Below are 26,504 nucleotides of genomic sequence, written 5' to 3'. Positions count from 1 at the left end.
ATAAACAGTTTACTCTGCTAAAGCTTGAAAACATCACAACCAGCCCCACCCTTATAACAACTCAAATTTAAAGCGGGTGCTCAGGCACCCCAGATTGATGTCAACACTACTTAAAAGAGGTCGTTCAATGGATACGTCAAACGAAACTACTCCTTCCAATAAAAGTAAGAGCTACAGTTTTCAGGCTGAAGTCGCTCAATTACTGCATTTAGTAACCCATTCTCTCTACTCCAACCCAGAAATTTTCCTGCGCGAGCTGGTTTCAAACGCGTCTGACGCCTGCGACAAACTGCGTTTTGAAGGCATTAATAATGCTGCACTGTTTGAAGATGCACCGAACCTTTCTGTACGCGTGTCATTTGATACTGAAGCCAAAACCATCACCATTACCGACAATGGCATTGGTTTAAGCCAGCAAGAAGCGATCGACAATTTAGGAACTATCGCTAAAAGCGGCACACGTGACTTCGTCAGCAAACTCAGCGGTGATCAAAAATCGGATGCACAGTTGATTGGTCAGTTTGGCGTTGGTTTCTACTCCGGATTTATCGTAGCGGACAAAATCACTGTCGAGTCACGTCGTGCGGGTTTAAGTCATGCCGAAGGGGTGCGCTGGGTCAGTGGTGGAACGGGTGATTTTGATGTTGAAACTATTGACCGTGCTGCACGCGGCACCAGCATTACGCTGCATCTACGCGAAGACGCACTGGAATATTTAAATGGCTGGAAACTAAAAAGTATTATCAATAAATACTCTGACCACATCAGCCTTCCAATCCTGATGCAAAAAGAAGTCTGGCAAGAAAGTGAAGTCGAAGGTGAACCCGGTCATATGGTCAAAACGGATGAATGGGAAACCATCAACTCCGCAAGCGCCCTATGGACTCGCAACAAAAAAGACATCACCGAAGAACAATACATTGAGTTCTATAAACAACTCAGCCGTGATCAAGAAGCGCCGCTGAGTTGGAGTCATAATCGCGTCGAAGGCAGCACTGAATATACGCAGTTACTCTATATCCCAGCTAAAGCGCCACATGACTTATTCAGCCGCGATGTCAAAACTGGCATCAAACTGTATGTCAAACGCGTGTTCATCATGGATGAAGCCGAAAGCTTAATGCCAATGTACTTACGCTTTATTAAAGGCGTCATCGATAGCGCCGACTTACCACTGAACGTCAGTCGTGAACTCTTGCAAGAAAGCCGTGATGTCAAAGCCATTCGCGAAGGTAATACCCGTCGCGTTTTGTCCATGCTCGATGCACTGTCCTCAAGCACAGACGCTGCTGACCAAGAAAAATACGGTAAATTCTATGCAGAATTTGGTTCGGTACTGAAAGAAGGTTTAGGTGAAGACTTTAGCAATAAGGATAAAATCGCGAAATTACTGCGCTTCGCCTCGACCACGCATGATGAAGCCAGCGTTTCATTCGCTGACTACAAAGCACGTATGAAAGAGGGCCAAGATGCCATCTACTACATCACTGCCGAAACGCTTGCTGCTGCAAAAAATAGTCCGCAACTTGAACTGTTCAAGAAAAAGGGCATTGAAGTTTTGCTCATGGCAGACCGTGTCGATGAGTGGGCACTGAACTTCCTCAATGAGTTCGATGGTACCCCACTGCAAAGTGTCGCAAAAGGTGCGGTTGATCTTGGCAAACTGCAAGATGAAGATGAGAAGAAAGCTGCGGAAGAAGCTGCGGAAACTTTCAAACCTTTACTTGAAAAACTGTCAGCATCACTGAAAGACAAAGCTCAAGAAGTGCGTGTCACGACACGTCTTGTTGATAGCCCTGCCTGTTTGGTTGGTGCCGATGGTGATATGTCCAGTCAATTAGCACGTATGCTAAAACAAATGGGACAACAAGCCCCAGACGTCAAACCCATTCTGGAAATCAACCCCGAGCATGCGCTGGTTAAAAAACTGGAAGGTTCAACCACTCACTTTGATGATCTTGCCCATATCATATTTGATCAGGCATTATTGGCCGAAGGTGGATTACCTGAGGATCCAGCGGCTTATGTCAAACGCGTAAGTGCATTACTGGTTTAATATCGCCATCTTATGACCATAAAAAAAGCCGCTTCATCAAGCGGCTTTTTTTATTGAGAACGATGACCTAACTCATTATGGATTAAGGAAGATATTCACAGTCACAATCTTAGTCTTATCAGACGCCAAAGCAGCTTTGAATGTCAAATTAACCGTATTTGGCAGCTTAGCAGGATATGATGTCGATACGATCAATGATGTACCTGTTGTCGTAATCGAGAAAGAAACACCGTTATAACTGGTCGTCGTATTGCCGCCAGAAAGATTAACCGTGTTAGTGCCGGTGATCATCGACCAAGCCACAGGTTGTGTGGTATCAAGCTCAAAGTTTTTCCCGACATTTGTTGCAAGCAAGGTCGTGTAACCTGGGATAGCGTATAAATAAGGAGAAGGATTTCCTGTAGTGCTGCCCGTTAATGTAAAGGCTGCGGCAGATGCTTGACTCACTGATGCTAATTGAATTGATGATTTTGCAAGATACGTTGATGAAATAGCTGGTGTATAGGTATTAACCAGATCACATTTAACATTGACACCCGTAACAATATCCACCCAACACGTCCGGTCCTGAGTATGAGGATCAATTGCTAGCCCTGTCCCCACCCCATTGGTAATCACAACCTTGTTTTGAACTTTAAGGGTATTAAATGTTCCAGCAGGAACAGTAATGCTTTCATAGGACAGCACTTGCCCAGAAGCATTAAAATTTATAATTTGGTTGGCGGTTGAATTTTGGAGTGGACAAGTATTTACTGCCGTTTGATTAAATGTTTGCCCCACATGTGCAGGAAAAACAACTTCTTTGATTGATGGAGAAATTGTACAAGCATTGTCAGTTAGTTGCCCATTTCCAGCATCATAAACTCGAATCGAGCTCAATTCTTTGTTGTTATCAAATAAGTTCTTAACATAATTTCCATTAGCAGGATTAATACTTGCAACTTGTTCAGTTGAAGTACTACTTCCCGTCGTTCCATCACTTGCTGTACCGACTCCACTGAATGTATACGTATCACCCGATTTAACAGGAACAGGCGTATAACTAGTAGGTGGTGTAACGGGTGGCGTGACAACGGGCGGTGGTGAACTGTCGCCACCGCCACCGCAAGCAACTAAACTTAGTACAGATAAGCTTACGACTGCTAATTTTAAATTCATCAAGATATACTCTGCGTAATTATAATAAACAAAGAAAAACGAACCAATTGGTTCGTCTTCTGAGCATAGTTCATCAATTACAAAAAATATACTATTGGAGCCAATTTAAATCACATTTAAAAATTGACAAATCACTCGCCAATAAACAGCCGAACAATAGAAAGACTATTTCCCACCAAACAACGGTCCAGCACCGCCGCCCGAGCCACCAGCACCGCCCATGCCTCCCATCCCGCCAAAGCCACCGCCGCCCATATTCTTCATGGCTTTCATCATTTTCATCATGCCAGCAGGGTTAGCCAGTTTCTTCATCATTTTTGCCATTTGCTCATGTTGCTTAAGCAAGCGGTTTACATCTTGAATCTCTTTACCACAACCTGCCGCAATACGACGCTTACGACTCGCATTAATCAGCTCAGGATTACGACGCTCTTTGATGGTCATGGATTGGATAATAGCTTCCATACCTTTCATAGCAACTTCAGGCTTCGCCTGATCCAAGGCTTGTTGCATGCCTGAACCGCCCATGCCGGGGAGCTTATCTAGAAAGCCAGCCATGCCACCCATGGAACGCATTTGTTCAAACTGCAACATCATGTCTTCAAGATTGAATTTGCCGCCTTTTTGCAGCTTCTTCGCCATCTTTTCGGCTTTTTCTTTATCTATATTACGTTCAACTTCCTCAACCAGCGACAAGACGTCACCCATGCCGAGAATACGCTGGGCGACACGCTCTGGATGGAACGGTTCGAGCGCATCAAGCTTCTCGCCCATACCCAGAAATTTAATCGGCTTGCCCGTAATCGCTCGCACCGACAATGCGGCACCACCGCGCGCATCGCCATCGGTTTTGGTCAGGATCACACCAGTCAGTGGCAGAGCATCGTTAAACGCTTTTGCGGTATTGGCCGCATCTTGACCCGTCATCGAGTCAACAACAAACAGCGTTTCAGTAGGGTTAATCGCAGCATGTAGCGCTTTGATTTCGTCCATCATCGATTCATCAACATGCAGACGACCAGCGGTATCGACAATCAATACATCCGCAAACTGAATTTTGGCTTGTTCAATGGCGCGCTGCACAATCACAAGCGGTTTCTCATCGCTTGAGGAAGGAACAAAGAGTGCACCCACATCAGCAGATACACTGCGTAACTGTTCAATCGCAGCCGGACGATAAACGTCAGCAGAAACAGTCATGACTTTCTTTTTTTGGCGCTCTTTCAAGAACCGTGCAAGTTTACCAGCGGTGGTGGTCTTACCAGCCCCTTGTAGACCCGCAAGTAAAATAACGACGGGCGGCTTCGCCCTTAAATCGAGACTTTCATTCGCTGAACCCATCATCAAGGTCAGTTGATCAAACACAATCTTGACGAATGCCTGACCCGGTGAGAGTTGCTTGAGAACTTCCTGCCCCAGTGCCTCGACTTTGACTTTTTCAATAAATTCACGTGTGACAGCCAATGCCACATCGGCTTCTAGGAGTGCCATGCGCACTTCACGCAGCGTGTCTTTAATATTATCTTCAGTCAGTTGGCCAGAGCCTGAAATATTGCGCAGACTTTGGGTTAAGCGGTCGGTTAATGTATCAAACATAATGTGCTACGAGCCTATAACGAATCGAGTAACGAATAATGGTAAAAGTGCTATCTACACCGTGATTGGAACAAGCTCCAGAAGCGAAACCAGAAATGATCGCGCCGCGCTTATTGTTTATTGAGGATCAAAATAACTTTTAAAGGGCTATTTTAACGTATTCATCGACGATTAAATAGCAACGCAATCGACAATGTCATCTTAAAGAATGACCTTATTTTTTAAATTTTCATCTCAGTTAGGACAACTCATCATGAATTGACTCACTTTCACCTTGAGATTTGCTCATCGCCTGATCTTCTAAAGAGATGCAAAATTCTTTTAAAAAAGAGATGATGTCATAGAGTTCTTGACTGCTATATTGCGTAACATCACCAAGTCCCTCACGCATTTGACCCAAAACATGCTCAACATGACGGGAACGCTCTAGAGCGCTTGGATGCAAATGTGCTCCTAGTGAGTGATTTGGTTCTAGACTCATTAAAGATCACCTCGATGAAAATATTAGAATATGGCTTAATCGCTTGTTCACAAAATCATTTGACTCTTTATACTACCCATACTATTCGCTTACTGAGCTAATTTTCTGAGTATATTTGGTAAAATACATATCGTAAAAAGGGAATGCCGTATTACTATGTTGCTTGAATCCTATTTTAGTTTAAACGATGAATCCATGGCATGAGTGCCCTCACTGAAACGCTGAATACACAGGGGTATCACCCAGATATGACAACCGTGCAGATTGTTGCACTTGTGGTTGCACTCCTTGCGTACGCGGGTACTTTCTGGCATTTGTTGTCTCATTTACTCAATAAAAAAATTCCGAAACGCATGGCCAGTTTGGCACTACTCTTGATTGGCCTGCTCCTTCACGCTTTTATTCTGTTGCCAGTGTTAATCACACCACAAGGCGTGAACTTTAATCTTTTTAACATTTTGTCACTCACCAGTTGGTTAATGCTGACGCTAACCCTTGCCTTCAGCACCTATCGTCCAGTACTTGGTTTGAATTTGCTTGGAATTCCTGTTGCTGTTGCTGGCCTCTTAGCTGGGGCTTTATGGCAAGCCCCCTATCAGCCCCTAGCAACCATCGGGCACGGGTTGGAGGGTCATATTATTTTGTCGCTTGCCGCTTATTGCGTGCTGCTGATGGCTGCGATTCAGGCAATTTTGCTCCATGTCCAGAACCGTGAACTCAAGCATAAAACTGAACGGCGAATTTGGGTGTCGATCCTCCCCCCTTTGCAAACGATGGAATCACTCCTTTTTGATATGTTGCTACTCGGTTTTGTTTTACTGACAGCAGCCTTACTGTTGGGGGCTGTTTCAGTTGAAAACCTCATGGCACAGCATCTTGTCCATAAGACTGTACTGAGCATTTTATCCTGGTTAACGTTTGGCATTTTGTTAGTGGGTCGCTGGCGCATGGGCTGGCGCGGACAGCGGGCTGTGACGTTCACCTTATGGGGTTTTAGTTTGTTACTTGTGGGATTCATTGGCAGTAAGTTTGTACTTGAGATGATTTTAAAAATTGCCTGATCCTCAAGCACCGATTACGTAGAATAAAAATAACCCCCTCAGGGTATAACATCCAGTAAATAGAGCTTTCTTTAATAATAAATAGCGAGCTACCCACTTCATGTCATCAAAAATTAATGCTGCTCTTTGAAATGGATCACCTATCATTAAAGACCTTGAAAGCGAGAACAGTTTGTATTCTAGCCGGATGAAACCTTTCAACTGGCATAAGACTTGCTGCATGACATTAGACGATCTTGATGAATGAATGCACAACCTATTCAAAGACTTTAGGAAGAAGCCCATGTCAAAACCCATTCCCAAGCACGCACCCGATAACATGACCGCTCTTGTATTGACCGCTGGTGGGGCACGTGGTGCCTACCATGCAGGGGTATTGAAGCGAGTCAGCGAGATTCCGGCATTTGCAGGTAAGCCCTCGCCTTTCAAGATTATCACTGGCGCATCTGCTGGTGCATTGAATGGTGCAGCCATGGCGGCTAATAACTCAAACATTACCGCAGGTGCAAAACTGCTGGTCAAACTGTGGTCTAATTTAAATTCATCTCAAGTATTTCGCTACGATCCTGCTTCTCTTGCCCGTACAGGCGCGCAAGCGGTATTGGACTTTACCCTCGGTGGTTTACTGGGTGCAGGAAGACTTAAATCCTTTGTCGACGCATCGCCATTACGCACTTTTCTAGAAAACAGCCTAGAATTTGCGGGGATTGATCAGGCCATACAACGTGGCGACTTATACGCGTTTGGTGTGACAGCGACAGGCTATCATTCAGGTAAAGCCTTTACTTTTATTCAAGGTCAACTGGGTCATCCTTTATGGAATAAAAGCCGCCGTGTAGCCTTGCCCACACACTTGTCCGTCGATCACATTCTCGCATCTGCGGCAATTCCACTGGTGTTCCAGCCCATCCCCCTTAAAACAGGTGACTCTGTTGCCTACTTTGGCGATGGTGCGATGCGCTTAACTACACCACTGAGCCCCGCCATCCGATTGGGTGCTAAGCGGTTATTCGCCATCGGTGTACGTTGCCAAGAATCCGCTGACAGCTTGCTCCGCTCTGAACTTTCAACCGATGATGATTATGTGACCCAATTACAGCGTCCACCGTTGTCACAAATCTGCGGAACGCTCATGAATGCAATCTTTCTGGATCATCTTGATGCTGATCTAGATCATTTAAAACGCATGAATGACTTTGTCAGAGCCTATCAGGAGCTTGAGAAACAAATCCCTGAAGGGCATCGGATCGCATCACCGCTTTCAGAGCCGATGCGGATCGTCAACCCTTTGGTCATTTCCCCTTCTGCGGATATCGCAATTATTGCCAAAACCCTAGAACATCGTATGCCAAAAAGCATCCGTTATTTGATGGATGGCTTGGGACGCCCCGACGCACAGAGTGCAGATTTAACCAGCTTCCTACTCTTTGACTCCTCATTTACCCGCGAGCTGATTCAATTGGGGTATCACGATGCAGGATTACGTGTCGATGAAATCGAGCACTTTTTGCGAGATGATGCTAAAGTTAAGGACTGATAAATTTGAACTGATTGGACAAAACTTTGAGCGCAGCAAATCATGTAGTGGACTACACCATCACCCTGACTGATGCCGTCACTGCCGAAATGGAAAAAGCCATTGCGACGCCACTGACCCAATACAATATGAGTCAAGCAGGACTCAGTGGTGCCCGCGCTTTAGCGATTCTAATCAAAGATGCTGATGAACAAATTATTGGCGGCCTATGGGGAAAAACAGGCGGTGGCTGGTTATTCACCCAACTGTTTGTCATCCCTGAATCGCTGCGTGGTCAAGGGCTTGGCACCAAGCTCCTTCATCTTGCAGAGCAAGAAGCAATAGAACGTGGCTGTCATGGAGCATGGCTAGATACCTTTGAGTTTCAGGCACGCGCATTCTATGAGCGCCTAGGCTACAGCTGTTTTGGGCAACTGGAAGATTACCCGATGGGTTTTTCCCGTTTCTTTATGAAAAAATCACTGCGCTCGCAATAACGCCCCATCATTTCTTTACTCTCTATCCGATAAGCTGTTGCCTGAATGATCTCAACCTACCTCTCTGAATTTCTTACCATTGCTTTGGTTCATTTCCTAGCACTCATTGCCCCCGGTCCAGACTTTGCTGTCACGATCAGTCAAACTGTCCGCTATGGGCGGCGGGTCGGTCAACTCACAGCACTTGGTATCGGCTCTGCAATCTCAATCCATGTGCTTTATACCCTACTCGGTGTAGGCGCTCTGATGCATACCTCACCGCAAATCTTGCACGGCGTCAAAATTCTTGGGGCAATTTATCTGCTTTATTTAGGTTGGAAATTGATCCGCAGCCAAGCCAATACCAATTCTGAAAGTGACGTAGATAACCTCGCGTTAGCTAATCAGGCAAAGCGTGGCGCATATTTAACAGGTTTTTTTACCAACGCTTTAAACCCAAAAGCGACATTATTCTTTCTCGCCATTTTCACCACACTGATCAGCGCCACTACTCCGATGTCGGTGCAGATTTTTTATGGCGTCTGGATGTGTGTCGTAACCGCGCTGTGGTTTATATTAGTTAGCATTTTGTTCTCGCAAGATAAAATTCGCCAAGCTTTCTTAAAACAAGGCCACTGGTTTGAACGCATCATGGGCATGGTGCTGATCGCATTTGCACTCAAGCTCGTATGGCAATGGTAAGTGATGATTCAATTCGTTATCGTAAACAGATTAAAGACGAGCAATGATAATTAATACATAAAGGAGATATTGTGATGCAACTCATTGGAATGCTGGACTCCCCTTATGTCAGACGTACAGCAATTACGCTTGATTTACTTGGTATTTCTTTTGAGCATCACGCCATCTCGGTATTTAGCACCTTTGAGAAATTTCAACAAATCAATCCCGTCGTTAAAGCCCCTTCGCTCATCTGTGATGATGGGACTGTGCTGATGGATTCGTCGCTGATCATCGAACATGCTGAAGCCGCATCGGGTCGATCATTAAAATCCACTCACCTTCTCCCGCTGCAAAAAGAACTACAAATCATTGGACTGGCTTTGGCCGCTTGCGAGAAAACGGCACAATTTGTCTATGAGAAAAGCTTACGTCCGACCGAAAAGCAATTTCAGCTATGGCTAGATCGTGTGCAGGGCCAACTGATTGCTGCAATGACTCAGTTGGAACACTTGATTGCAGGGCTTAACGATCCTGTTGAACAGACAGAAAGAAACCTATCACTGCTCACATCAGCGGTTACATGGCAATTTATTTATAGCATGCTGCCAGACATTTTGATTGTGGGAGATTACCCTGCCTTATCAGCACTCTCGGCTAATGCCGAACAACTGCCCGTCTTCAAAAAATACCCACCTGTTGGACCCGGCGTTCATACACAAGCATAACCTGATCTCGTGTTGATTGAATCAGTTTGCACCACGTCAGTCTCTAGACTGGCTTGGAATTTGCTTTATAATAGATATGAGAGGACACATTTGTGGTCTTCTGCTTCAAAAAAGGTCGCTAGGGTTCCGATTTTATATGATGCCTTCAATCTGCTTAAGCAGAAAAGCAATCATGCAAAATGACTGGTCCGAGAGCAACCGATGTGAATGAAGCACTGCTCAGCAACCCATTTGTTTAGCACTGTTTATCGCACATTACACGGCGGGACAAAAGCCCGGGAGATTAACGTCATTCATTGAATGTTTGTTATGTAAATCGTATGCGATTTTTTACATATCAAATGTCTGAATGGCACGTCCTCTCTCATGCTAACGCTTTGGAGTCTCGCCATGTCATCACGTTCATCTCTTACAACTGCTGAAAAAGCTGCTCTATCCATTATTCCTGCTGATCAAAACCCTTTATGGGAAGACCTACTTCCTGGCGGTTTTCATTGGTCCGCACGTATCCGCCGTGGCACAGTTCTCCGCCTCACGGCTCAGGCTACAAGTGCAAATCTAGCTGCACTTTTCTTCAATGCCGAAGAAAAACTCGAACGCTACAATGCTCCAGATACCCTTAAAGCCCAGCACACTGCATTTTTAACCCGTGGTCATGTCTGTTATTCCGACATGGGACGCATTCTATGTTCGGTTGTCACAGACACTGCAGGCTGGAATGACGCTTTCTGTGGCGTCAGTGATGCAGAACAGATCAAAACTCAATACGGTTTGCGCGATTTTGGTGCAGCGCGTAATGGCATGTATCGTAGTGGGCGCGAAGGTTTACTGATTGAAATGGGGAAATGGGGACTCGGCAAACGTGACCTTGTCACCAATGTCAATTTTTTCAGTAAAGTCTCAGCGGATGATGCTGGCAAACTGGTTTGGAATGCTGAACACACTCAAGCAGGCGATATCGTCGAATTGCGCTTTGAGATGGATACGCTGGTGATTCTCTCTGCTGCGCCCCACCCGCTAGACCCCGCGACGACTTATGATCCTGCCGCCATTCTTTTGTCTGCCTTTACGGCTGCACCTGTCGCAGCAGATGATGTCTGCCGCACCTCATGCGAACAAAATGGACGCGGTTTTCAAAATACGGAACGCTATTTTGCCGCAATGCCGTCAAGTGTACTTCATTCCTCAAACCAAGCAGGAGCATAAGAAAATGGAAATTAAATCAATCACCAGCCCTGCATCATTCAAGCTTTCTGCGCCTTTGAAAGAGAGTCCGCTAACCGAAGCAACAGCCATCAATAGTGAGATCTGTGCAGCCGGTGAACCGTGGATGGGACGGGTTGTGAAAGGACAAACTTTTAGAATTGTGGACTTGGAAGGCAATCAAGCGGTCGATACCCTATTCTTTAATGCCAACAATCTGGAAGAACGCTACAGCCCGGCACATACCGTACAAAAATCAGGGCAGCTCTATTTAGGCTTAGGCTCCAAGCTGTATTCGAGCAATGCGCAAGTGATGGCGACAATCAGTGCGGATACTTGTGGCCGTCATGACACCCTAGGCGGTGCATGTGCCAGCGAAAGTAACACCGTGCGCTACGCCATGGAAAAACGTCCCATGCACTCGTGCCGTGATAACTTTATGACAGCGCTAACCACCTTCCCACTTGCAGAAGAAATTGGTTTGGATGTGCGCGATATTGGTGCAAACATTAATTTCTTTATGAATGTCCCCGTACTGCCAGATGGTGAACTCTACTTTGCCGATGGCATCTCTGGTGCCGGGAAATATGTTGAGATTATCGCTGAAATGGACTTAATTGTGCTCATTTCCAACTGCCCACAGCTCAACAATCCTTGTAATGGTTATAACCCGACACCAATCAAGCTTTTGACTTGGGAGGCGACAAACCATGCCTAACTCGCCGAAAAGTAAATTTACCAAAGTTCTGATCGCCAATCGCGGTGCTATCGCCTGTCGCATTATTCGCACCCTCAAACTGTTGGGCATTCAGTCCGTCGCAGTCTACTCTGAAGCCGACCATGATGCGCTGCACGTGAGTCTGGCCGATGAAGCCGTTTGTATTGGACCTGCACCCGCTAGCGAAAGCTATCTGCAAGCAGGCAAAATCTTAGCGGTTGCAAAACAAACGGGCGCACAAGCTATCCATCCCGGCTATGGCTTTTTGTCTGAAAATGCCGCCTTCGCCGATGAGTGCGAAGCCAATGGTATAGCGTTCATCGGTCCCACTGGTGATCAAATGCGGGCTTTTGGCCTTAAACACACGGCTCGCGAGCTCGCACTACAAAGCAACGTGCCATTGCTTCCGGGCAGCCAGCTCTTAGCTGATCTCGATGAAGCCCGTACCGAAGCGACACGGATTGGCTATCCCGTGATGCTTAAAAGCACTGCAGGCGGTGGTGGTATTGGTATGCGCTTGATTTGGGCAGATAGTGAACTTGATGAAGCCTATGCATCAGTTTCCCGTCTGGCTAAAGCCAACTTCAAAGATGCTGGTCTATACCTGGAAAAATACGTCCAAGCTGCGCGTCATATCGAAGTGCAAATTTTTGGCGATGGTCAAGGCAAGGTTCTGGCATTGGGAGAACGTGATTGCTCTGTGCAGCGCCGTAATCAAAAAGTCATTGAAGAAACCCCTGCTCCACATCTGTCTGATGCACAGCGCAAGAGTCTTCAGGCGACGGCAGTGCGTCTTATGGAATCCATCGGCTATCGTTCTGCGGGTACGGTTGAATTCGTGATGGACGCACTGAGTCAAGAATTTTACTTTCTCGAAGTTAATACGCGCTTGCAGGTCGAACACGGCGTCACAGAAGAAGTGACGGGCGTTGATTTGGTCGCGTGGATGGTACTTTTGGCCAGTGGCGACCTACAATTACCAGCTATTGCACCACAGCCTAAAGGTGCATCAATTCAGGTCCGCGTCTATGCCGAGGATCCAGCACGTAATTTTCAGCCCTCATCGGGTGTGCTGACTGAAGTAATCTTCCCACATCCATCCGCTGCACGGGTTGAAGCTGCGGTCATGCGTGGATCGAATGTACCGCCTTTTTATGATCCCATGGTTGCCAAAATCATTGTCTATGCTAAAGACCGCGAAGCTGCGATTGCCAAACTCCAGCATGCCCTTACTGAAACCCATTTGTCAGGTATCGAAACTAATCTGGATTACGTCAGTGAAATTATCGCGGGAGATGTCTTTCAAAAAGGATTGCAAACAACGCGTTATTTAAACGACTTTAGCTATCAGGCAAAACGGATTGAAGTCTTGGAAGCGGGTGTACAAACCTCAGTACAAGATTATCCTGCACGACTGGGGTATTGGGATGTCGGTGTTCCGCCATCAGGACCGATGGATTCTCTTGCGCTGCGCGCTGCCAATTTACTTTTGGGGAATACTGAGGGTACAGCGGGTTTAGAGTGCACAATGAGTGGACCAACGCTCAAGTTTTATACAGATAGTAGCGTGTGCATTACAGGCGCACCGCTGCCCGTATTTCTTGATGATGTTGCCATACCCATGTGGACGGCTATCACGATCAAAGCAGGCAGCGTCCTTAAACTCGGTCGAATGATCACCGGATGCCGCAGTTATATTGCAGTCCAGGGTGGCATTGATGTGCCTGATTATTTGGGGAGTAAATCGACCTTTACGCTGGGTCAATTTGGCGGCCATGCAGGGCGTAACCTCCGCTTGGGTGACATGCTACCAATCAAAACACTACCTATTGCTCAAACAACAAAATCGACCGCTCTACCCTTAAGTTTGCAACCTACGTATAATCATCACTGGGAAATTGGCGTGCTTTATGGACCGCATGGCGCACCCGATTTCTTTACTCCTGCAGACATCGAGATGTTCTTTAGTACGGACTGGGAAATTCACTACAACTCCAGCCGGACTGGCGTTCGCTTAAATGGTCCTAAACCTCAATGGGCGCGCCGTGATGGGGGTGAAGCTGGGCTGCATCCGTCTAACATCCACGATAACGCTTATGCTATCGGCGCCATTGATTTTACGGGTGATATGCCCGTTATTCTGGGACCGGATGGCCCAAGCTTAGGTGGTTTTGTCTGTCCTGCAGTGGTGGTCAAAGCTGAGCTCTGGAAGTTAGGACAACTACGTCCCGGTGATACAGTACGCTTTATCCCCATCAGCCAAGCGCAAACCGATGCACTGGAAAGTCAACAGCTCCAAGCACTGAGCAGTCTCCAAGAACCACTCCATGCCACGCTCACTGCTGAACTTGAAACGCTTCAGTCGGCGATTCTCAGTACTTATGGCGGTCGTGATGGTGCACCGGATGTGGTCTATCGTCCGGCTGGAGATAACTATCTACTGGTTGAGTACGGTGCGCTGGTTTTAGATCTGAACTTACGTTTCCGCGTTCATGCCTTGATGCAATGGCTCTATCAGCAAAAAGATGCCGATCTGATCCACGGCATTATTGATCTGACACCGGGTATCCGCTCGCTGCAAATTCACTATGACGCCGTTTTACTTCCGCAAAGTGAACTGCTGACCCGACTCAAACACGCAGAGCATGAACTCCCCGCTATTGATGAAATGGTCGTGCCATCGCGTACGGTTTGGCTACCACTGGCCTGGGACGACTCCCAAACCCGTCTTGCGATTGAAAAATACATGCAATCGGTTCGACCTGATGCTCCGTGGTGCCCCAGTAACATCGAATTTATCCGCCGCATTAATGGTCTGGACTCCATTGATGATGTCAAAAAAATTGTCTTCGATGCCAGTTACTTAGTGATGGGGCTGGGCGATGTGTATTTGGGTGCGCCAGTGGCTACACCACTTGATCCACGTCACCGCTTGGTCACCACCAAATATAACCCTGCCCGGACATGGACCCCAGAAAATGCCGTTGGCATTGGTGGTGCATATATGTGTGTCTATGGTATGGAAGGTCCCGGCGGCTATCAATTTGTCGGTCGAACCATTCAAATGTGGAATCGTTATCGCGAAACCCCAGAATTTGAAGCAGGTAAACCATGGTTACTGCGTTTCTTCGATCAAATTCGCTTTTATGAAGTCAGTGAAGAAGAACTACTCGACATGCGCCGTGAGTTTGCAGCAGGTCGCATGCGGGTAAAAATTGAAGAAGGTGAGCTTAGCCTCCGCCAATACAATGAATTCTTGACGCAAAATGCAGACAGCATTACCGCATTTAAAACCGTGCAACAAGATTCATTCGATGCCGAGCGTGAACGCTGGCGTGAAAGTGGTCAAGCGGAATATATCAGCGAAGCAGACGCCCCCACACCTGATAGTGATGCTCTCAAGATTCCGGATGGGGCTGATGCCATTGCAGCACATGTGCCCGGCAATATCTGGCAGGTTCAAGTCAAATCAGGGGATGCCGTCCGCGCAGGGGATACGCTACTGATCATAGAATCCATGAAAATGGAATTTCCGATTGTCGCCGCGCGTGATGGCATCATCGGTCAGGTCTTAGCACAGCCCGGTGTCCAAGTCGGTGGGGGACAAAACTTACTGGTTCTTCTGGAGGCCGTCTAATGACTCGTCAACAAAATCGCCTAACGCTCGATATCGTTCCCGATCTGAGCGTTACCACGCTTCAAGCAGCTTATGCCAAAGGACTTAAACCCTCTGAACTCATTCAGGCACTGTTGCCATTACTTGCACTAGATGACTGCTCTGTCACTGATAGCAGTAGTCATAATGTCTGGATCAGTCGTTTTGATGATCACACATTGATAGAAGTCGCGAAGGTTTTGGATGGCAAAGACCCTGCAAGCTTACCGCTCTACGGTATCCCATTTGCGATTAAAGACAATATTGATGTTGCAGGACTTGCTACCACAGCCGCCTGCCCTGCATTTGCCTACTTGCCAGAGAAAAATGCATTTGTCGTACAGAAACTGATTGATGCTGGCGCCATTCCACTGGGTAAAGCCAATCTTGATCAGTTCGCAACAGGACTCAATGGCACTCGCTCACCCTATGGTATCGCGAAAAATAGCATCGATGCCCGCTATATTTCAGGTGGATCAAGTTCAGGTTCGGCACTGGCCGTTGCACTGGGATTGGTCAGTTTCGCGCTGGGAACCGATACCGCAGGCTCAGGGCGCGTTCCGGCTGCCTTCAACGAACTGATCGGTGTCAAGCCTAGCTGTGGTTTACTCTCCAGCTCAGGGCTTGTGCCAGCCTGTCGTACACTGGATAGTATATCGATCTTTACGCTAACGATTGAAGATGCCGAAATCGTCCTCAACATCAGCGCTGGTTTTGATCCAGCAGATAGCTACAGTAAATCATTTGCCCACACACCCCATTCAGCCATCAAAAGAATTGGAGTGCCTCGTGCAGATCAGTTGAATTTTTTTGGTGATGATGGCTATGCGCTACTTTTTGAACAAGCCAAAATCGACGGTATGACCAAAGGTTTTGAAGTGGTTGATATTGATTTTTCACCATTCATCACGGCAGCCAATCTGCTCTATTCCGGCCCATGGGTTGCTGAGCGCTATCATGCGATTGCAAACTTGCTGACCCAAAAACCGGAAGAAGTACTTCCCGTCATCCGCCAGATTGTTGAACCCGCACAATCCATCAACGCAGTGCAGACTTTCGATGCATTTTATAAACTGGCCAGTTTTAAACGGCAGTGTGATGACATCTTAAATAGCGTCGATGCCATTATGACGCCAACGACAGGAACGATATACACCATTGATCAAATGCTCGCAAACCCCTTGGTGCTCAATAGTAATCTGGGCTATTACACCAACTTCATGAACCTGCTCAACTACTCTGCACTCGCCATTCCTGCTGGTCGACGTGAAGATAACTTGCCTTTCGGTATTACGTTCTTCGCTCAGGCGGGACTGGATTGGGACTTATTGGATCTAGCTAAACGCTGGCAAGCTTAGTCTTCCATACGCATTGCATACAACTCACCCATAATGTGGAATCATTTATGACAGACCTAAACATTCAAATCGTTGTCTGCGGAGCACATCTCTCTGGGATGGTCTTAAACCCACAACTCACCGAGCGCGGAGGTGTGCTGGTTAAGGCTACTGAATCCGCGGCTAAGTATCGCTTCTATGCACTCGCAGGTGGCCCACCATTTCGTCCCGGTATGGTACGTGTAGCCACGGATGGTGTTGCGATCCCCGTCGAGGTCTGGTCACTGCCCGCAGCGGGTTTTGGGGATTTTGTGAATAATATCCCATCCCCTCTTGGTATTGGCAAAGTAGAACTGGCGGATGGCTCATTCGTATCTGGCTTTGTCTGCGAACCCTTTGCGTTGGATGGGGCAAAGGACATCAGTGATGTTGGTGGCTGGCGAAACTATATTCAATCATTGGGATGATTGACTGATCTGATTGCTATGTGGTGTGGGTCCTATTCATCATAAGTCACGCAAAAGGATAAGGTCCGGGATATACACCTATATAGCTTGTATGGCTCACTAGCCCTGATTCAGGATGCCAAAGATGCAGCATACAGGCTGGTGACCCGCTATAAGATTGTGGCTCGGCATCAGGTTTTAACTGCAGAGCTATCTCTGTCGTGGTGCTGGGACAGGTCAAAACCATCGTCCCAGCCCAGCGTTTGGCCATAGACCGATGGACATGTCCACACAGCACGGCCTCAACATTGGAAGAACGACGCAGAATCTTAGCTAAAGGCTCGGCGTCTAGATAGCGATAGACATCCATATAAGGAATACCAGAAACAATGGGAGGATGATGTAGTGCAATAATCGCCGGCTTATAGGCATCCTCATTCAGAACTGCAGAAATCCAGCTTAAGCCTTCAGCATCAATATGACCATAATCCTCCCCTGTCACACAGGAATCCAAGACGACTATTCTCACCGGATAATCATCAATACAGTAATGCAGTGGGCCCGACTGTGGTAAATACGGATATGCCGAAAATGCTGCACGAAAATTCTCTCGGTCATCATGATTCCCCATAGCCACTGCATAAGGAATGCTTAGCTCACTCAGCAATTCAAGCAAATGTGAGTATTCCAAGGGATCACCTTGATCCACCAAGTCTCCGGTCAGTAAAACAAAATCAGGACGATGATCAAGGTGCTCTAAATGTTTGATCGCATCGCTAAACATTTTGTTAGAGTCAACCACACCCTGATACAACACCCCTTTCGGTCGAACATGAATATCTGAGAGTTGTGCGATAAGCATGGGATACCTCTGCTTGATTGAAGTCGTCAATTGAACGCCGCAACTATTTGCTTGCACAGCGATGTACTCAATCATTGCAAAACGCGCACCAAAACAAACCGCCGCTGCCCAATCCAGACCGACTCAACTGCAATTTATGGCTTTTCTACTAGAAACATCGACTGTTTAAACGCTAGTCAGCTTTGGCATAGCCTTTGCTTATTAATATTACTATTTTATATTTTGGTAATACTGGCTGTTTTACGGGGGAGTCACTATCATGTCTTTGCTGAGTTCAAAATTTACACGGCGCACAATCTTGATCAGTGCTCTTTTATGCTCGACCATAGATACTGCCGATGCCGCGCCAATTAAAATAGGCTATAGCGACTGGCCTGGATGGGTTGCATGGCAGATTGCGATTGATAAGGGCTGGATTAAACAAGCAGGGATTGATGCATCCTTTCAGTGGTTTGATTACTCAGCTTCGCTTGAGGCATTCGCGGCTGGAAAACTAGATGCGGTACTCGCAACCAATGGCGATACACTGGTGACAGGATCTGCTGGTGGTAGAGGGACCATGATTCTGGCAACTGACTATTCTAGCGGGAATGACATGATCATCGGCAAAGCCGGTATCAAATCCCTAAAAGATCTCATGGGGCAATCGGTCGCCGTCGAAACTGGTCTGGTCGATCACCTGCTATTGATCAATGGGCTAAAAAAAGCAGGGATTGCTGAAAACGCGATCAAGCTCGTCAATGCAAAAACCAATGAACTGCCGCAAATCTTAGCTTCTGGCAGTGTCTCCGCCATTGGCGTATGGCAACCCGTTGCAGGGCAAGCACTCAAAGCCTCAGCGGGCGCTCACCCCCTCTATACCTCCGCAGATGAGCCGGGATTGATTTACGATGTACTGACCGTCAGTCCGAATAGTCTGAATAGGAATCGTGCCGACTGGATCAAACTGACTCAGGTTTGGGATAAGGTTGTGACCTATATCAACGATCCCAAAACTCAGCCCGATGCTTTAAAGATTATGGCCCAACGCTCTGGCGGGGGCATCACTCCTGAATCCTATAAAAAACTGCTCTATGGCACCCACCTCTTGAATATTGCTGACAATCAAGCCGTCATGGTGAAAGCCAAAGGTTTTAAATCACTCTATGGATCCTCTTATTTTGTAGACAAATTTAATGTGAATCAGGGGATCTATCGTACGGCTCAAAACGTAGATGGTTATATCGATCCCAAGCTCGTCCATGGGAAATAGTCACGCCCTCTTTAGGGATTACTTTCATAAAACAGTTTCGTATTTAAAGCCTTAGGACATATTCATATCATGGCTCGTGCATTTAATCCGCATTACCGATTGCCGCAAAAACTACGTTGGTTATTGGGTGCTGCATCATTTTTAATCCCGATACTCCTGTGGTGTGCGGTCAGCTATTTGCCTTTTGTCTGGCATCCACAAATCAAAATCACCGATCCGGGCGGCGTGAGTTATTTTGAAGCAGATATGCGAACGGATCGTGCGACCTACGAGCTTGAAAAAAGCAATATGACTGCGCAGCACCTTGCTTTACCTCAAGGGATTGCTGCCAATCCCGTTTATTTGCCAGCGCCTCATGAGGTAGTCAGGGCATTTTATACTGCATTCACTACACCACCGGCCCAAGCTGATGATCCATGGCTACATCAAAGCCTCTGGCATAGTGTGAAATTAGTGTTCTATGCCTTCTTTATTTCATCCATCATCGGCGTACCGCTAGGGATTTTAAGTGGGACATCACCTGTTATCTCGCGCCTAACCGAACCTTTTGTCGAGTTCTTTCGCTACTTACCGGCCCCCGCTTTTGGTGCGCTCATGGTTGCCATCTTGGGTATTTACGATGGCCCCAAAATTGCGATTATTGTCATTGGAACGCTGTTTCAACAGATCCTGATTATTGCTAATACGACACGTAAACTGGATGTGGGCTTGATGGAAGCTGCCCTGACTTTAGGCGCAAGCCGTCGCAGGCTGCTCACCCGTGTCGTTATTCCCGGCATTCTCCCCGACTTGTATCGTGATCAGCGTATCTTACTTGGCTGGGCATGGACCTATTTGATTGTCGCGGAGTTGATTGGCACCAGTTCAGGGATCACCTGGTTTATTACCCAGCAAGCCCGCTACCAACATTTTGACAATGTGTATGCAGCCATCATCATGATCGGACTCATTGGGCTGGGCATTGATCTGCTGCTGGCTTGGCTAGGTCGTCGTTTATTTCCATGGGATAAGAGTCGTTAAGGAGTAGAACATGAGTGAATCCATTACCAACAGTTCAAATGCAAGTGATCAGTCTCTTCCCACATTGCCTTTGCCAGACTTTTTACCGGACTACCACGTGCAATCCCCAGAGGTGAGAGCACGCTTTGAAAAACTATATCAGCGCAAAATCATTTTAGAGATTCGCGACTTAGTCAAGCATTTCGAAACGCCGCAAGGTAAAGTCTTGGCGTTAAATAAGATTAACTTTGATATCTATCGCCGTGAATTTGTTTGCGTGATCGGACCCTCTGGTTGCGGCAAGTCAACCTTGAGTCGAATTCTTGCTGGATTAGAAAGCTATGATGGAGGCACCGTTTTGCTCGATGGCAAGGCCGTAGAAGGCCCGAGCCGAGATCGCGGTATGGTCTTTCAAGGTTATACCTTATTTCCATGGCGGACTGTGAAACACAATGTCATGTTTGGTCTAGAAATGAGTGGTAAAGGCAAGCATGAATCCGAGCAATCCGCACTGCAATGGCTTGACTTGATTGGTTTGTCTAACTTTGCCGATGCCTATCCGCATCAATTGTCTGGCGGAATGAAGCAACGCGTTGCTATCGCAAGAGCATTGGTCAATGAACCGCGTATCTTGCTTATGGATGAGCCCTTCGGTGCATTAGATGCACAAACGCGCTGTAAAATGCAAAAGCACCTACTTGAAATCTGGCGCAACATCGACATCACCATCTTGTTCGTCACCCATGATCTGGATGAAGCCATACTGCTTGCAGACCGAATTCTGGTTCTAAAAGCGCATCCCGGTGAAGTACAAGAAATTATTGAAGTGCCCGTCCCGCGCCCAAGATCAGAACGTCAAATCAATAGTCCTGAATTCCTCGCGACCCGAGCACGTCTCGATCAATTGATTCATGGCAACAACATCCATGATGACACCGATGATGAACCCCTATCGCCTTTTGTACGCCTGACATCTGTCGATGACAATGTCGAATAAATAAAAATGGATCAAATTTATGAACACTACTCTGCCGCCACAAACCATACCAAACAAAACAACAGAGAAGCCGACCAATCAATCCGTAAGTCGCATCAGTTTATCTTTATCACAAGAATTATTGACTGAGCTTGACGACATGGTCGAAAGTCGAGGATTCGACAGTCGATCGCAAGCCGTTGCCGATATGCTGCATCAACATATCACTGAACATAAGCGCAATCTGGGCAATGATGTAATGGTTGGCACGATTACCCTGCTCTATGATCGATCCATTCCTAATTTGCAGCATCAATTGGCCGATCTGCAATATCACCACTTGGCAGAAGTGATCAGCTCTTTGCATGTGCAATTAACGGACAATCGTGTGATGGAAGTCATACTTGTGCAAGGTCCAGCAAAACAGCTTGAGATTATCTCTGATGAGCTGATTACTTTACGCGGGGTGATTACTGGAAAATTACAATTAATGACCGCAGTTATGCCACCTGTTTATGCGTAATCCTGCTTGATATCTGTAATGACATCACAGTACACTCGTTTTCCAAACGATCCATGCCGCTTTTCCAAATGTTCCGTACTAGCCTATGTTTTCTAAAACAATACATAAGAAGTACATGATGTGGCATAGGCTTTGCTTGAACGAAATAGTAGTGCTGTAAAGTGGGGTGCGTAAACAAAATATTTAACTTTTGTTTTTAGAGATAACTCTTCTTTTTCTACAGATTTGATGAGTAATTCCAAAGACTTTCAAAAATCATTGGAATTCATTTGGTCTGTAAGTCCAGCTACAACTATTTCCATACTTTTTTCTAAATGATGAAAAACTTCATCCGCATTTCGCAATCACAAATTAACCTTTGATTGTGAGATGAGTGTGCGCCCCGATCTTGAGCACAGATTGATGAGATTTAGAATTATGAAGTATAAAAGTAGCGGTAAATATCAACATGAATAAGCTGTAAACCGTCATTAAAAAACTGAAAATACTACTGGAATAATAAACATGCTGCGTTTGAAATCTAAGCCAACTCTTATCATTGCTCTTATTGTCCTCATCATTGGCTTAGTTGGGGGATTTTTTGTTTTCTCCAAGCACGATGATAAAAATAAACAAAAAAAAGATGAAGCAACCAAAAATGATAAACCGGCATTATCTGTTTCCCTTGCCAGACCACGCGTCATGCAAGTGCCTGTGACGATTTCAGCGAATGGAAACATTACCGCATGGCAAGAAGCAAGTATCGGCAGCGAAGCGAATGGCCTACGCCTAACAAATGTTTTCGTCAATGTTGGTGACGTTGTACATGCTGGGCAGGAGCTTGCCCGTTTTGCACCCGAAACAATTCAAGCCAACGTGGCACAGTCAGAAGCATCTCTACTCCAAACCCAAGCAAATGCTGCTCAAGACTTTGCGAATGCCGAACGCGCTAAAAGCCTCGATGCTGAAGGTGCCTTGAGTAAGCAAGACATCAGTCTATATATGACCAATGCCAAAGCAGCAAAAGCAAAAATTGAAGCTGCCCAAGCAGTTTTAAACGCTCAGAAACTTCAACTTAAATTTACTAAAGTCATTGCTCCAGATGACGGGATTATTTCTTCTCGCACAGCGTCTGTTGGTGCAGTCGTCATCGGAGGAACAGAGTTATTTCGCATGATTTTAAAGAGTCGTTTGGAATGGCGTGCCGAAGTCACCTCCGATGAAGTGCATAAAATAAAAATTGGTGATATTGCAACCATTGACAGTATTGATGATATCCAAATCAAGGGTAAAGTCCGTATGATTGCGCCAACTGTCGATGCTCAAACGCGTATGGCTTTGGTTTATATCGACTTACCGATTATGCAAAATACAAATTCGCCGATTAAAGCAGGAATGTATGCACGCGGAAGTATTCGTCTGAATGAGTCACCTGCGCTAACCTTACCGCAAACTGCAGTGATTATGCGTGATGGTTTCAACTATGTTTTTGCATTAATAGCCGACAACAAAGTAGAGCAAATCAAAGTCAAAACCGGACATCTTGTTGATGATCAACTTGAGATTCTCAGTCCACTTCCAGACAATCTCCAAGTTGTGGCGAATGGTGGAACCTTTCTGAATAATGGTGACACGGTGCGTGTAGTGGCGAGCATAAATACCAAAACGACAAATCCAATCAATCATTCACTTGCCAAGACTGCACCATAGGATCTATTGCAATGATAAATGTCTCATCATGGTCAATCAAAAATCCTATTCCTGCAGTAATGCTTTTTGTTTTTTTGACTTTTGCAGGTTTACTCTCTTTTAAAGCAATGAAAATACAGAACATGCCGGATGTAGAAATTCCGGTTGTTCTCGTCACCGCATCTTTGCCTGGAGCAACACCATCTCAGTTAGAGACCGATGTTTCACGCAAACTGGAAAACTCTATCGCCAATATCGCAGGGATTAAACATGTCCGCTCAACGGTAGAAGATGGATTGGTTACCATTGCTGCAGAATTTCAGCTTGAAAAACCCTTACAAGAAGCGGTTGATGATGTCCGCACGGCAGTCTCTCAAGTCAGAGCGGATCTTCCCAGTGATGTACGTGATCCAATCGTCACTCGCGTTAATAATTCAGATCAGCCTCTACTGGGTTACACGATTGCATCTGATACCATGGATACTGAGGCGCTCAGTTGGTTTGTAGATAATACTCTTACACGCCAACTCCTTACCCTACCTGGGGTGAGTCGGGTTCACCGTGTAGGCGGAGTAACTCGTGAAGTTCATGTGGATCTTGATCCGATACGCTTACAGTCATTGGGCGCAAGTGCAGCCGAAATATCGCGGCAACTCGTACAAGTTCAAAATGAAAATGCGGGCGGTAGAATCGATCTCGGCAGTGGAGAGCAACCGATCAGAACCCTTGCGACAGTCAAATCTGCACAAGAGCTTGGGTTATTAGACATTGCATTATCCAATGGTCAACACATTCGTCTGGATCAAGTGGCAACAATCAAAGATACCGTCGCTGAGCCCAGAAGTAGTGCTTTTTTCAATGGTAAGCCTGTAGTTGCATTTGAGATCACGCGGGGCAAAGGTGAAAGTGATGTTTCCGTTGGCGCTGAAGTAAAAAAAGCAATCGAAGCGCTCAAAAATAAATATCCAGCAATCAAGATTCAAGAAGCCTATGACAATGTTAAATATACAGAAGATGATTATAAACAATCAATGTCATTACTCTACGAAGGGGGCTTCCTTGCGATTCTCGTTGTTTGGCTCTTTCTTCGTGATGCACGAGCAACTTTTGTTTCCGCTATTGCCCTGCCCTTATCGATACTGCCAACGTTTATCGGAATGTATTTTTTTGACTTTACGTTAAATGGCATTAGCTTATTAGCACTATCGCTGGTTATTGGTATTTTGGTCGATGATGCCATCGTAGAAGTGGAAAATATTGTTCGTCACCTTCGCATGGGTAAAACACCTTATCAAGCAGCCATGGAAGCTGCGAATGAAATTGGCTTAGCTGTGATTGCCACCACATTCACTTTGATCGCAGTTTTTTTACCGACCGCGTTTATGAGCGGGGTTGTTGGTCGTTTCTTTAAGCAATTCGGTTGGACTGCTGCATTAGCTGTCTTTGCATCACTCGTCGTTGCCCGCTTACTAACGCCAATGATGGCTGCATATATGCTTAAACCAACGACGACTGTGCATAAAGACCCTTTCTGGATGGCTCGATATTTACGTTTAGTTGATTGGTGTATCACGCATCGCCTACGTACTATGATTGCTGCAACAATCTTTTTCTTTGCGTCTTTTGCCCTAGCAATCACTCCATGGGTTCCTAAGGAATTCATTCCAGCTAACGATGCATCCGAAACTCAAGCCAAATTAGAACTTCCACCGGGTTCAACACTTGCTCAGAGCCAAGATGCCGCCACTCTTGCACGTAGCTTATTGATCAAAATCCCATCAATCAAAAGCATCTATACCGCAATTGGCGACGAAGGTGATCCGCGGATGGTCTCACTGAGTGTCTCACTCACACCACGTGGACAACGCCCTAAGCTTCAAGTCGTTGAAGACCAAATGCGTAAAGCTCTTGAGCAGCTTCCCGGTGCACGTATCAATGTTGGTCAAGGCGGTAATGGTGCAGAATACAGCCTAGTTCTAGCAAGTGATGATGCAGAAGCATTGCAGGCTACATCTCTTGCATTAGAAAAGGGAATTAGAACCATTCCAGGGATTGGCAATATCTCCTCAACCGCGAACCTCAACCGACCAGAAATTGCCGTACATCCTGACTTTGCTCGAGCAGCAGAATTGGGTGTGACCAGCGCAGCGATCGGCCAAACCCTACGTGTTGCTACCCTCGGTGATTACGATACCAACTTACCCAAGCTCAATCTAGCAGAGCGACAAATCCCCATTGTCGTGAAACTAGAAGATCATGCTCGTAAAGACATTGATCTGTTACAGCGACTCAGTGTTCCGAGTACGAAGGGTCAACCCGTCATGTTAGGGCAAGTTGCTAAACTTGAAATGAGTAGTGGACCCTCTCTCATTCGACGTTATGATAGAGCACGCAATGTCCGGATAGATATTGAACTTTCAGGCCTACCGCTTGGGGATGTTATGGATGCGGTCAAGAAGCTGCCAGCGATGCAACAACTCCCGCCGAGTGTCAAGCTGATCCAAATCGGTGATGCTGAGGCTCAAGGTGAACTTGTTGTCGGTTTTGTTCTGGCTATGCTAACCGGTATCCTTTGTATCTACGCAGTATTGGTTTTGCTATTTAAAAACTTTTTACAGCCCATCACCATTTTATGTGCGCTGCCACTGGCCGTTGTAGGTGCGGTGCTCGGACTCCTGATCGCTCAAAAGAGCCTCTCCCTTCCTTCGTTTATTGGGTTGGTGATGCTTATGGGTATTGCAACAAAGAACTCTATTCTTCTCGTTGAATATGCAATTGTTGCGATGCGTGATCACCATTTGAGTCGTTTGGACGCAATAAGAGAAGCCTGCCATAAACGTGCTCGCCCGATCATCATGACCACCATTGCTATGGGTGCTGGGATGCTCCCCGTCGCCATAGGTCTAGGTTCATCAGATCAAAGTTTTAGAGCACCGATGGCTGTCGCGGTTATCGGAGGGCTGTTGACCTCCACAGTACTTAGCCTATTGGTGATTCCTGCGGTCTATACTTATATCGATGATCTTGGAATCTGGTTTAATCGCAAAATGAAAAAAATGCGCCACCAACCTTGATCAGTTCCCCCCCTCTAGAAAATATTTTAGAGGGGGGC

21 protein-coding genes and 1 riboswitch are annotated in these 26,504 nt (G+C 46.3%); of the genes, 17 read left to right on the top strand and 4 right to left on the bottom strand.

What is annotated here, in order from left to right; translation table 11 throughout:
* Nucleotides 1–127 precede the first annotated feature (127 nt).
* Nucleotides 128–2,056, top strand: coding sequence for a molecular chaperone HtpG (gene htpG / locus ACLHG7_RS14245; protein ID WP_410211665.1), 1,929 nt, complete (start codon nt 128–130; stop codon nt 2,054–2,056).
* A gap of 75 nt (nt 2,057–2,131) precedes the next feature.
* On the opposite strand, the gene ACLHG7_RS14240 is transcribed toward htpG, so the two are convergent.
* The 3 genes from ACLHG7_RS14240 to ACLHG7_RS14230 all read right to left on the bottom strand — a co-directional run bounded on the left by ACLHG7_RS14240 (nt 2,132) and on the right by ACLHG7_RS14230 (nt 5,291).
* Nucleotides 2,132–3,214 carry a hypothetical protein gene (locus ACLHG7_RS14240; protein WP_410211664.1) on the bottom strand — a complete coding sequence of 361 codons (1,083 nt, stop codon included), beginning with the start codon at nt 3,212–3,214 and terminating at the stop codon, nt 2,132–2,134.
* A gap of 165 nt (nt 3,215–3,379) precedes the next feature.
* Entirely contained in the window at nt 3,380–4,810 is a 1,431-nt protein-coding gene (gene ffh, locus ACLHG7_RS14235) for a signal recognition particle protein (RefSeq protein ID WP_410211663.1), read from the bottom strand.
* 238 nt (nt 4,811–5,048) lie between these two features.
* Nucleotides 5,049–5,291, bottom strand: coding sequence for a hypothetical protein (locus ACLHG7_RS14230; protein ID WP_410211662.1), 243 nt, complete (start codon nt 5,289–5,291; stop codon nt 5,049–5,051).
* Nucleotides 5,292–5,539: 248 nt separating this feature from the next.
* Here ACLHG7_RS14230 and ACLHG7_RS14225 point away from each other — a divergent pair, with 248 nt between their 5' ends.
* The 10 genes from ACLHG7_RS14225 to ACLHG7_RS14180 all read left to right on the top strand — a co-directional run bounded on the left by ACLHG7_RS14225 (nt 5,540) and on the right by ACLHG7_RS14180 (nt 17,133).
* On the top strand, nt 5,540–6,352 hold the full coding sequence (locus tag ACLHG7_RS14225; protein WP_410211695.1) for an inner membrane protein YpjD: 813 nt from the start codon (nt 5,540–5,542) through the stop codon (nt 6,350–6,352).
* Nucleotides 6,353–6,635: 283 nt separating this feature from the next.
* Complete coding sequence (locus ACLHG7_RS14220) at nt 6,636–7,889, top strand: patatin-like phospholipase family protein (RefSeq protein ID WP_410211661.1); 1,254 nt, start codon at nt 6,636–6,638, stop codon at nt 7,887–7,889.
* A gap of 26 nt (nt 7,890–7,915) precedes the next feature.
* Nucleotides 7,916–8,365 carry a GNAT family N-acetyltransferase gene (locus tag ACLHG7_RS14215; RefSeq protein WP_410211660.1) on the top strand — a complete coding sequence of 150 codons (450 nt, stop codon included), beginning with the start codon at nt 7,916–7,918 and terminating at the stop codon, nt 8,363–8,365.
* A 45-nt stretch (nt 8,366–8,410) separates the two neighbouring features.
* Nucleotides 8,411–9,046, top strand: coding sequence for a LysE family translocator (locus tag ACLHG7_RS14210; RefSeq protein ID WP_410211659.1), 636 nt, complete (start codon nt 8,411–8,413; stop codon nt 9,044–9,046).
* Between the two features lie 74 nt (nt 9,047–9,120).
* Nucleotides 9,121–9,753: a glutathione S-transferase gene (locus tag ACLHG7_RS14205; protein WP_410211658.1), complete on the top strand. Its 633-nt coding sequence runs from the start codon at nt 9,121–9,123 to the stop codon at nt 9,751–9,753.
* Between the two features lie 107 nt (nt 9,754–9,860).
* A riboswitch (guanidine-I (ykkC/yxkD leader) is annotated at nt 9,861–10,037 on the top strand.
* A gap of 106 nt (nt 10,038–10,143) precedes the next feature.
* Nucleotides 10,144–10,959, top strand: a complete 816-nt coding sequence (locus tag ACLHG7_RS14200; protein ID WP_410211657.1) for an urea amidolyase associated protein UAAP1 — start codon at nt 10,144–10,146, stop codon at nt 10,957–10,959.
* A 4-nt stretch (nt 10,960–10,963) separates the two neighbouring features.
* Nucleotides 10,964–11,674: an urea amidolyase associated protein UAAP2 gene (locus tag ACLHG7_RS14195; RefSeq protein ID WP_410211656.1), complete on the top strand. Its 711-nt coding sequence runs from the start codon at nt 10,964–10,966 to the stop codon at nt 11,672–11,674.
* Complete coding sequence (uca, locus tag ACLHG7_RS14190; protein WP_410211655.1) at nt 11,667–15,311, top strand: urea carboxylase; 3,645 nt, start codon at nt 11,667–11,669, stop codon at nt 15,309–15,311. Before ACLHG7_RS14195 ends, uca begins: the two co-directional genes overlap by 8 nt.
* Nucleotides 15,311–16,687, top strand: coding sequence for an allophanate hydrolase (gene atzF, locus ACLHG7_RS14185; protein WP_410211654.1), 1,377 nt, complete (start codon nt 15,311–15,313; stop codon nt 16,685–16,687). The genes uca and atzF overlap by 1 nt, the downstream gene beginning before the upstream one ends.
* Before the next feature lie 47 nt (nt 16,688–16,734).
* A complete protein-coding gene (locus ACLHG7_RS14180; protein WP_410211653.1) occupies nt 16,735–17,133 on the top strand; it encodes a hypothetical protein in 399 nt (132 codons plus the stop codon).
* Nucleotides 17,134–17,179: 46 nt separating this feature from the next.
* On the opposite strand, the gene ACLHG7_RS14175 is transcribed toward ACLHG7_RS14180, so the two are convergent.
* On the bottom strand, nt 17,180–17,974 hold the full coding sequence (locus tag ACLHG7_RS14175) for a phosphodiesterase (protein ID WP_410211652.1): 795 nt from the start codon (nt 17,972–17,974) through the stop codon (nt 17,180–17,182).
* A 259-nt stretch (nt 17,975–18,233) separates the two neighbouring features.
* Here ACLHG7_RS14175 and ACLHG7_RS14170 point away from each other — a divergent pair, with 259 nt between their 5' ends.
* The 6 genes from ACLHG7_RS14170 to ACLHG7_RS14145 all read left to right on the top strand — a co-directional run bounded on the left by ACLHG7_RS14170 (nt 18,234) and on the right by ACLHG7_RS14145 (nt 26,466).
* A complete protein-coding gene (locus tag ACLHG7_RS14170; RefSeq protein ID WP_410211651.1) occupies nt 18,234–19,226 on the top strand; it encodes an ABC transporter substrate-binding protein in 993 nt (330 codons plus the stop codon).
* A 69-nt stretch (nt 19,227–19,295) separates the two neighbouring features.
* On the top strand, nt 19,296–20,246 hold the full coding sequence (locus ACLHG7_RS14165) for an ABC transporter permease (RefSeq protein ID WP_410211650.1): 951 nt from the start codon (nt 19,296–19,298) through the stop codon (nt 20,244–20,246).
* Nucleotides 20,247–20,256: 10 nt separating this feature from the next.
* Nucleotides 20,257–21,222 (top strand): ABC transporter ATP-binding protein, encoded by a 966-nt coding sequence (locus tag ACLHG7_RS14160; RefSeq protein ID WP_410211649.1) that lies wholly within the window; start codon nt 20,257–20,259, stop codon nt 21,220–21,222.
* 19 nt (nt 21,223–21,241) lie between these two features.
* Nucleotides 21,242–21,724: a nickel-responsive transcriptional regulator NikR gene (nikR, locus tag ACLHG7_RS14155; protein WP_410211648.1), complete on the top strand. Its 483-nt coding sequence runs from the start codon at nt 21,242–21,244 to the stop codon at nt 21,722–21,724.
* 504 nt (nt 21,725–22,228) lie between these two features.
* Nucleotides 22,229–23,413 carry an efflux RND transporter periplasmic adaptor subunit gene (locus tag ACLHG7_RS14150; RefSeq protein WP_410211647.1) on the top strand — a complete coding sequence of 395 codons (1,185 nt, stop codon included), beginning with the start codon at nt 22,229–22,231 and terminating at the stop codon, nt 23,411–23,413.
* A 14-nt stretch (nt 23,414–23,427) separates the two neighbouring features.
* Nucleotides 23,428–26,466 (top strand): efflux RND transporter permease subunit, encoded by a 3,039-nt coding sequence (locus ACLHG7_RS14145; protein WP_410211694.1) that lies wholly within the window; start codon nt 23,428–23,430, stop codon nt 26,464–26,466.
* Nucleotides 26,467–26,504 lie beyond the last annotated feature (38 nt).

Origin of the sequence: Aquirhabdus sp., assembly GCF_046462495.1 — a bacterium.
Taxonomy (GTDB): Bacteria; Pseudomonadota; Gammaproteobacteria; order Pseudomonadales; family Moraxellaceae; genus Aquirhabdus.
The sequence above is the reverse complement of the archived record's forward strand: the minus strand, read 5'-3'. Positions and strand labels throughout refer to the sequence as shown.

Excerpts from the sequence above, each read along its gene's own strand:
- ACLHG7_RS14205 (WP_410211658.1), top strand. The coding sequence starts at position 9,121 with ATGCAACTCATTGGAATGCTGGACTCCCCTTATGTCAGACGTACAGCA.
- ACLHG7_RS14195 (WP_410211656.1), top strand. The coding sequence starts at position 10,964 with ATGGAAATTAAATCAATCACCAGCCCTGCATCATTCAAGCTTTCTGCG.
- atzF (WP_410211654.1), top strand. The coding sequence starts at position 15,311 with ATGACTCGTCAACAAAATCGCCTAACGCTCGATATCGTTCCCGATCTG.
- ACLHG7_RS14160 (WP_410211649.1), top strand. The coding sequence starts at position 20,257 with ATGAGTGAATCCATTACCAACAGTTCAAATGCAAGTGATCAGTCTCTT.
- ACLHG7_RS14230 (WP_410211662.1), bottom strand. The coding sequence starts at position 5,291 with ATGAGTCTAGAACCAAATCACTCACTAGGAGCACATTTGCATCCAAGC.
- nikR (WP_410211648.1), top strand. The coding sequence starts at position 21,242 with ATGAACACTACTCTGCCGCCACAAACCATACCAAACAAAACAACAGAG.
- ACLHG7_RS14175 (WP_410211652.1), bottom strand. The coding sequence starts at position 17,974 with ATGCTTATCGCACAACTCTCAGATATTCATGTTCGACCGAAAGGGGTG.
- ACLHG7_RS14210 (WP_410211659.1), top strand. The coding sequence starts at position 8,411 with ATGATCTCAACCTACCTCTCTGAATTTCTTACCATTGCTTTGGTTCAT.
- htpG (WP_410211665.1), top strand. The coding sequence starts at position 128 with ATGGATACGTCAAACGAAACTACTCCTTCCAATAAAAGTAAGAGCTAC.
- ACLHG7_RS14170 (WP_410211651.1), top strand. The coding sequence starts at position 18,234 with ATGTCTTTGCTGAGTTCAAAATTTACACGGCGCACAATCTTGATCAGT.
- ACLHG7_RS14150 (WP_410211647.1), top strand. The coding sequence starts at position 22,229 with ATGCTGCGTTTGAAATCTAAGCCAACTCTTATCATTGCTCTTATTGTC.
- ACLHG7_RS14180 (WP_410211653.1), top strand. The coding sequence starts at position 16,735 with ATGACAGACCTAAACATTCAAATCGTTGTCTGCGGAGCACATCTCTCT.
- ffh (WP_410211663.1), bottom strand. The coding sequence starts at position 4,810 with ATGTTTGATACATTAACCGACCGCTTAACCCAAAGTCTGCGCAATATT.
- ACLHG7_RS14200 (WP_410211657.1), top strand. The coding sequence starts at position 10,144 with ATGTCATCACGTTCATCTCTTACAACTGCTGAAAAAGCTGCTCTATCC.
- ACLHG7_RS14225 (WP_410211695.1), top strand. The coding sequence starts at position 5,540 with ATGACAACCGTGCAGATTGTTGCACTTGTGGTTGCACTCCTTGCGTAC.
- uca (WP_410211655.1), top strand. The coding sequence starts at position 11,667 with ATGCCTAACTCGCCGAAAAGTAAATTTACCAAAGTTCTGATCGCCAAT.
- ACLHG7_RS14240 (WP_410211664.1), bottom strand. The coding sequence starts at position 3,214 with ATGAATTTAAAATTAGCAGTCGTAAGCTTATCTGTACTAAGTTTAGTT.
- ACLHG7_RS14165 (WP_410211650.1), top strand. The coding sequence starts at position 19,296 with ATGGCTCGTGCATTTAATCCGCATTACCGATTGCCGCAAAAACTACGT.
- ACLHG7_RS14220 (WP_410211661.1), top strand. The coding sequence starts at position 6,636 with ATGTCAAAACCCATTCCCAAGCACGCACCCGATAACATGACCGCTCTT.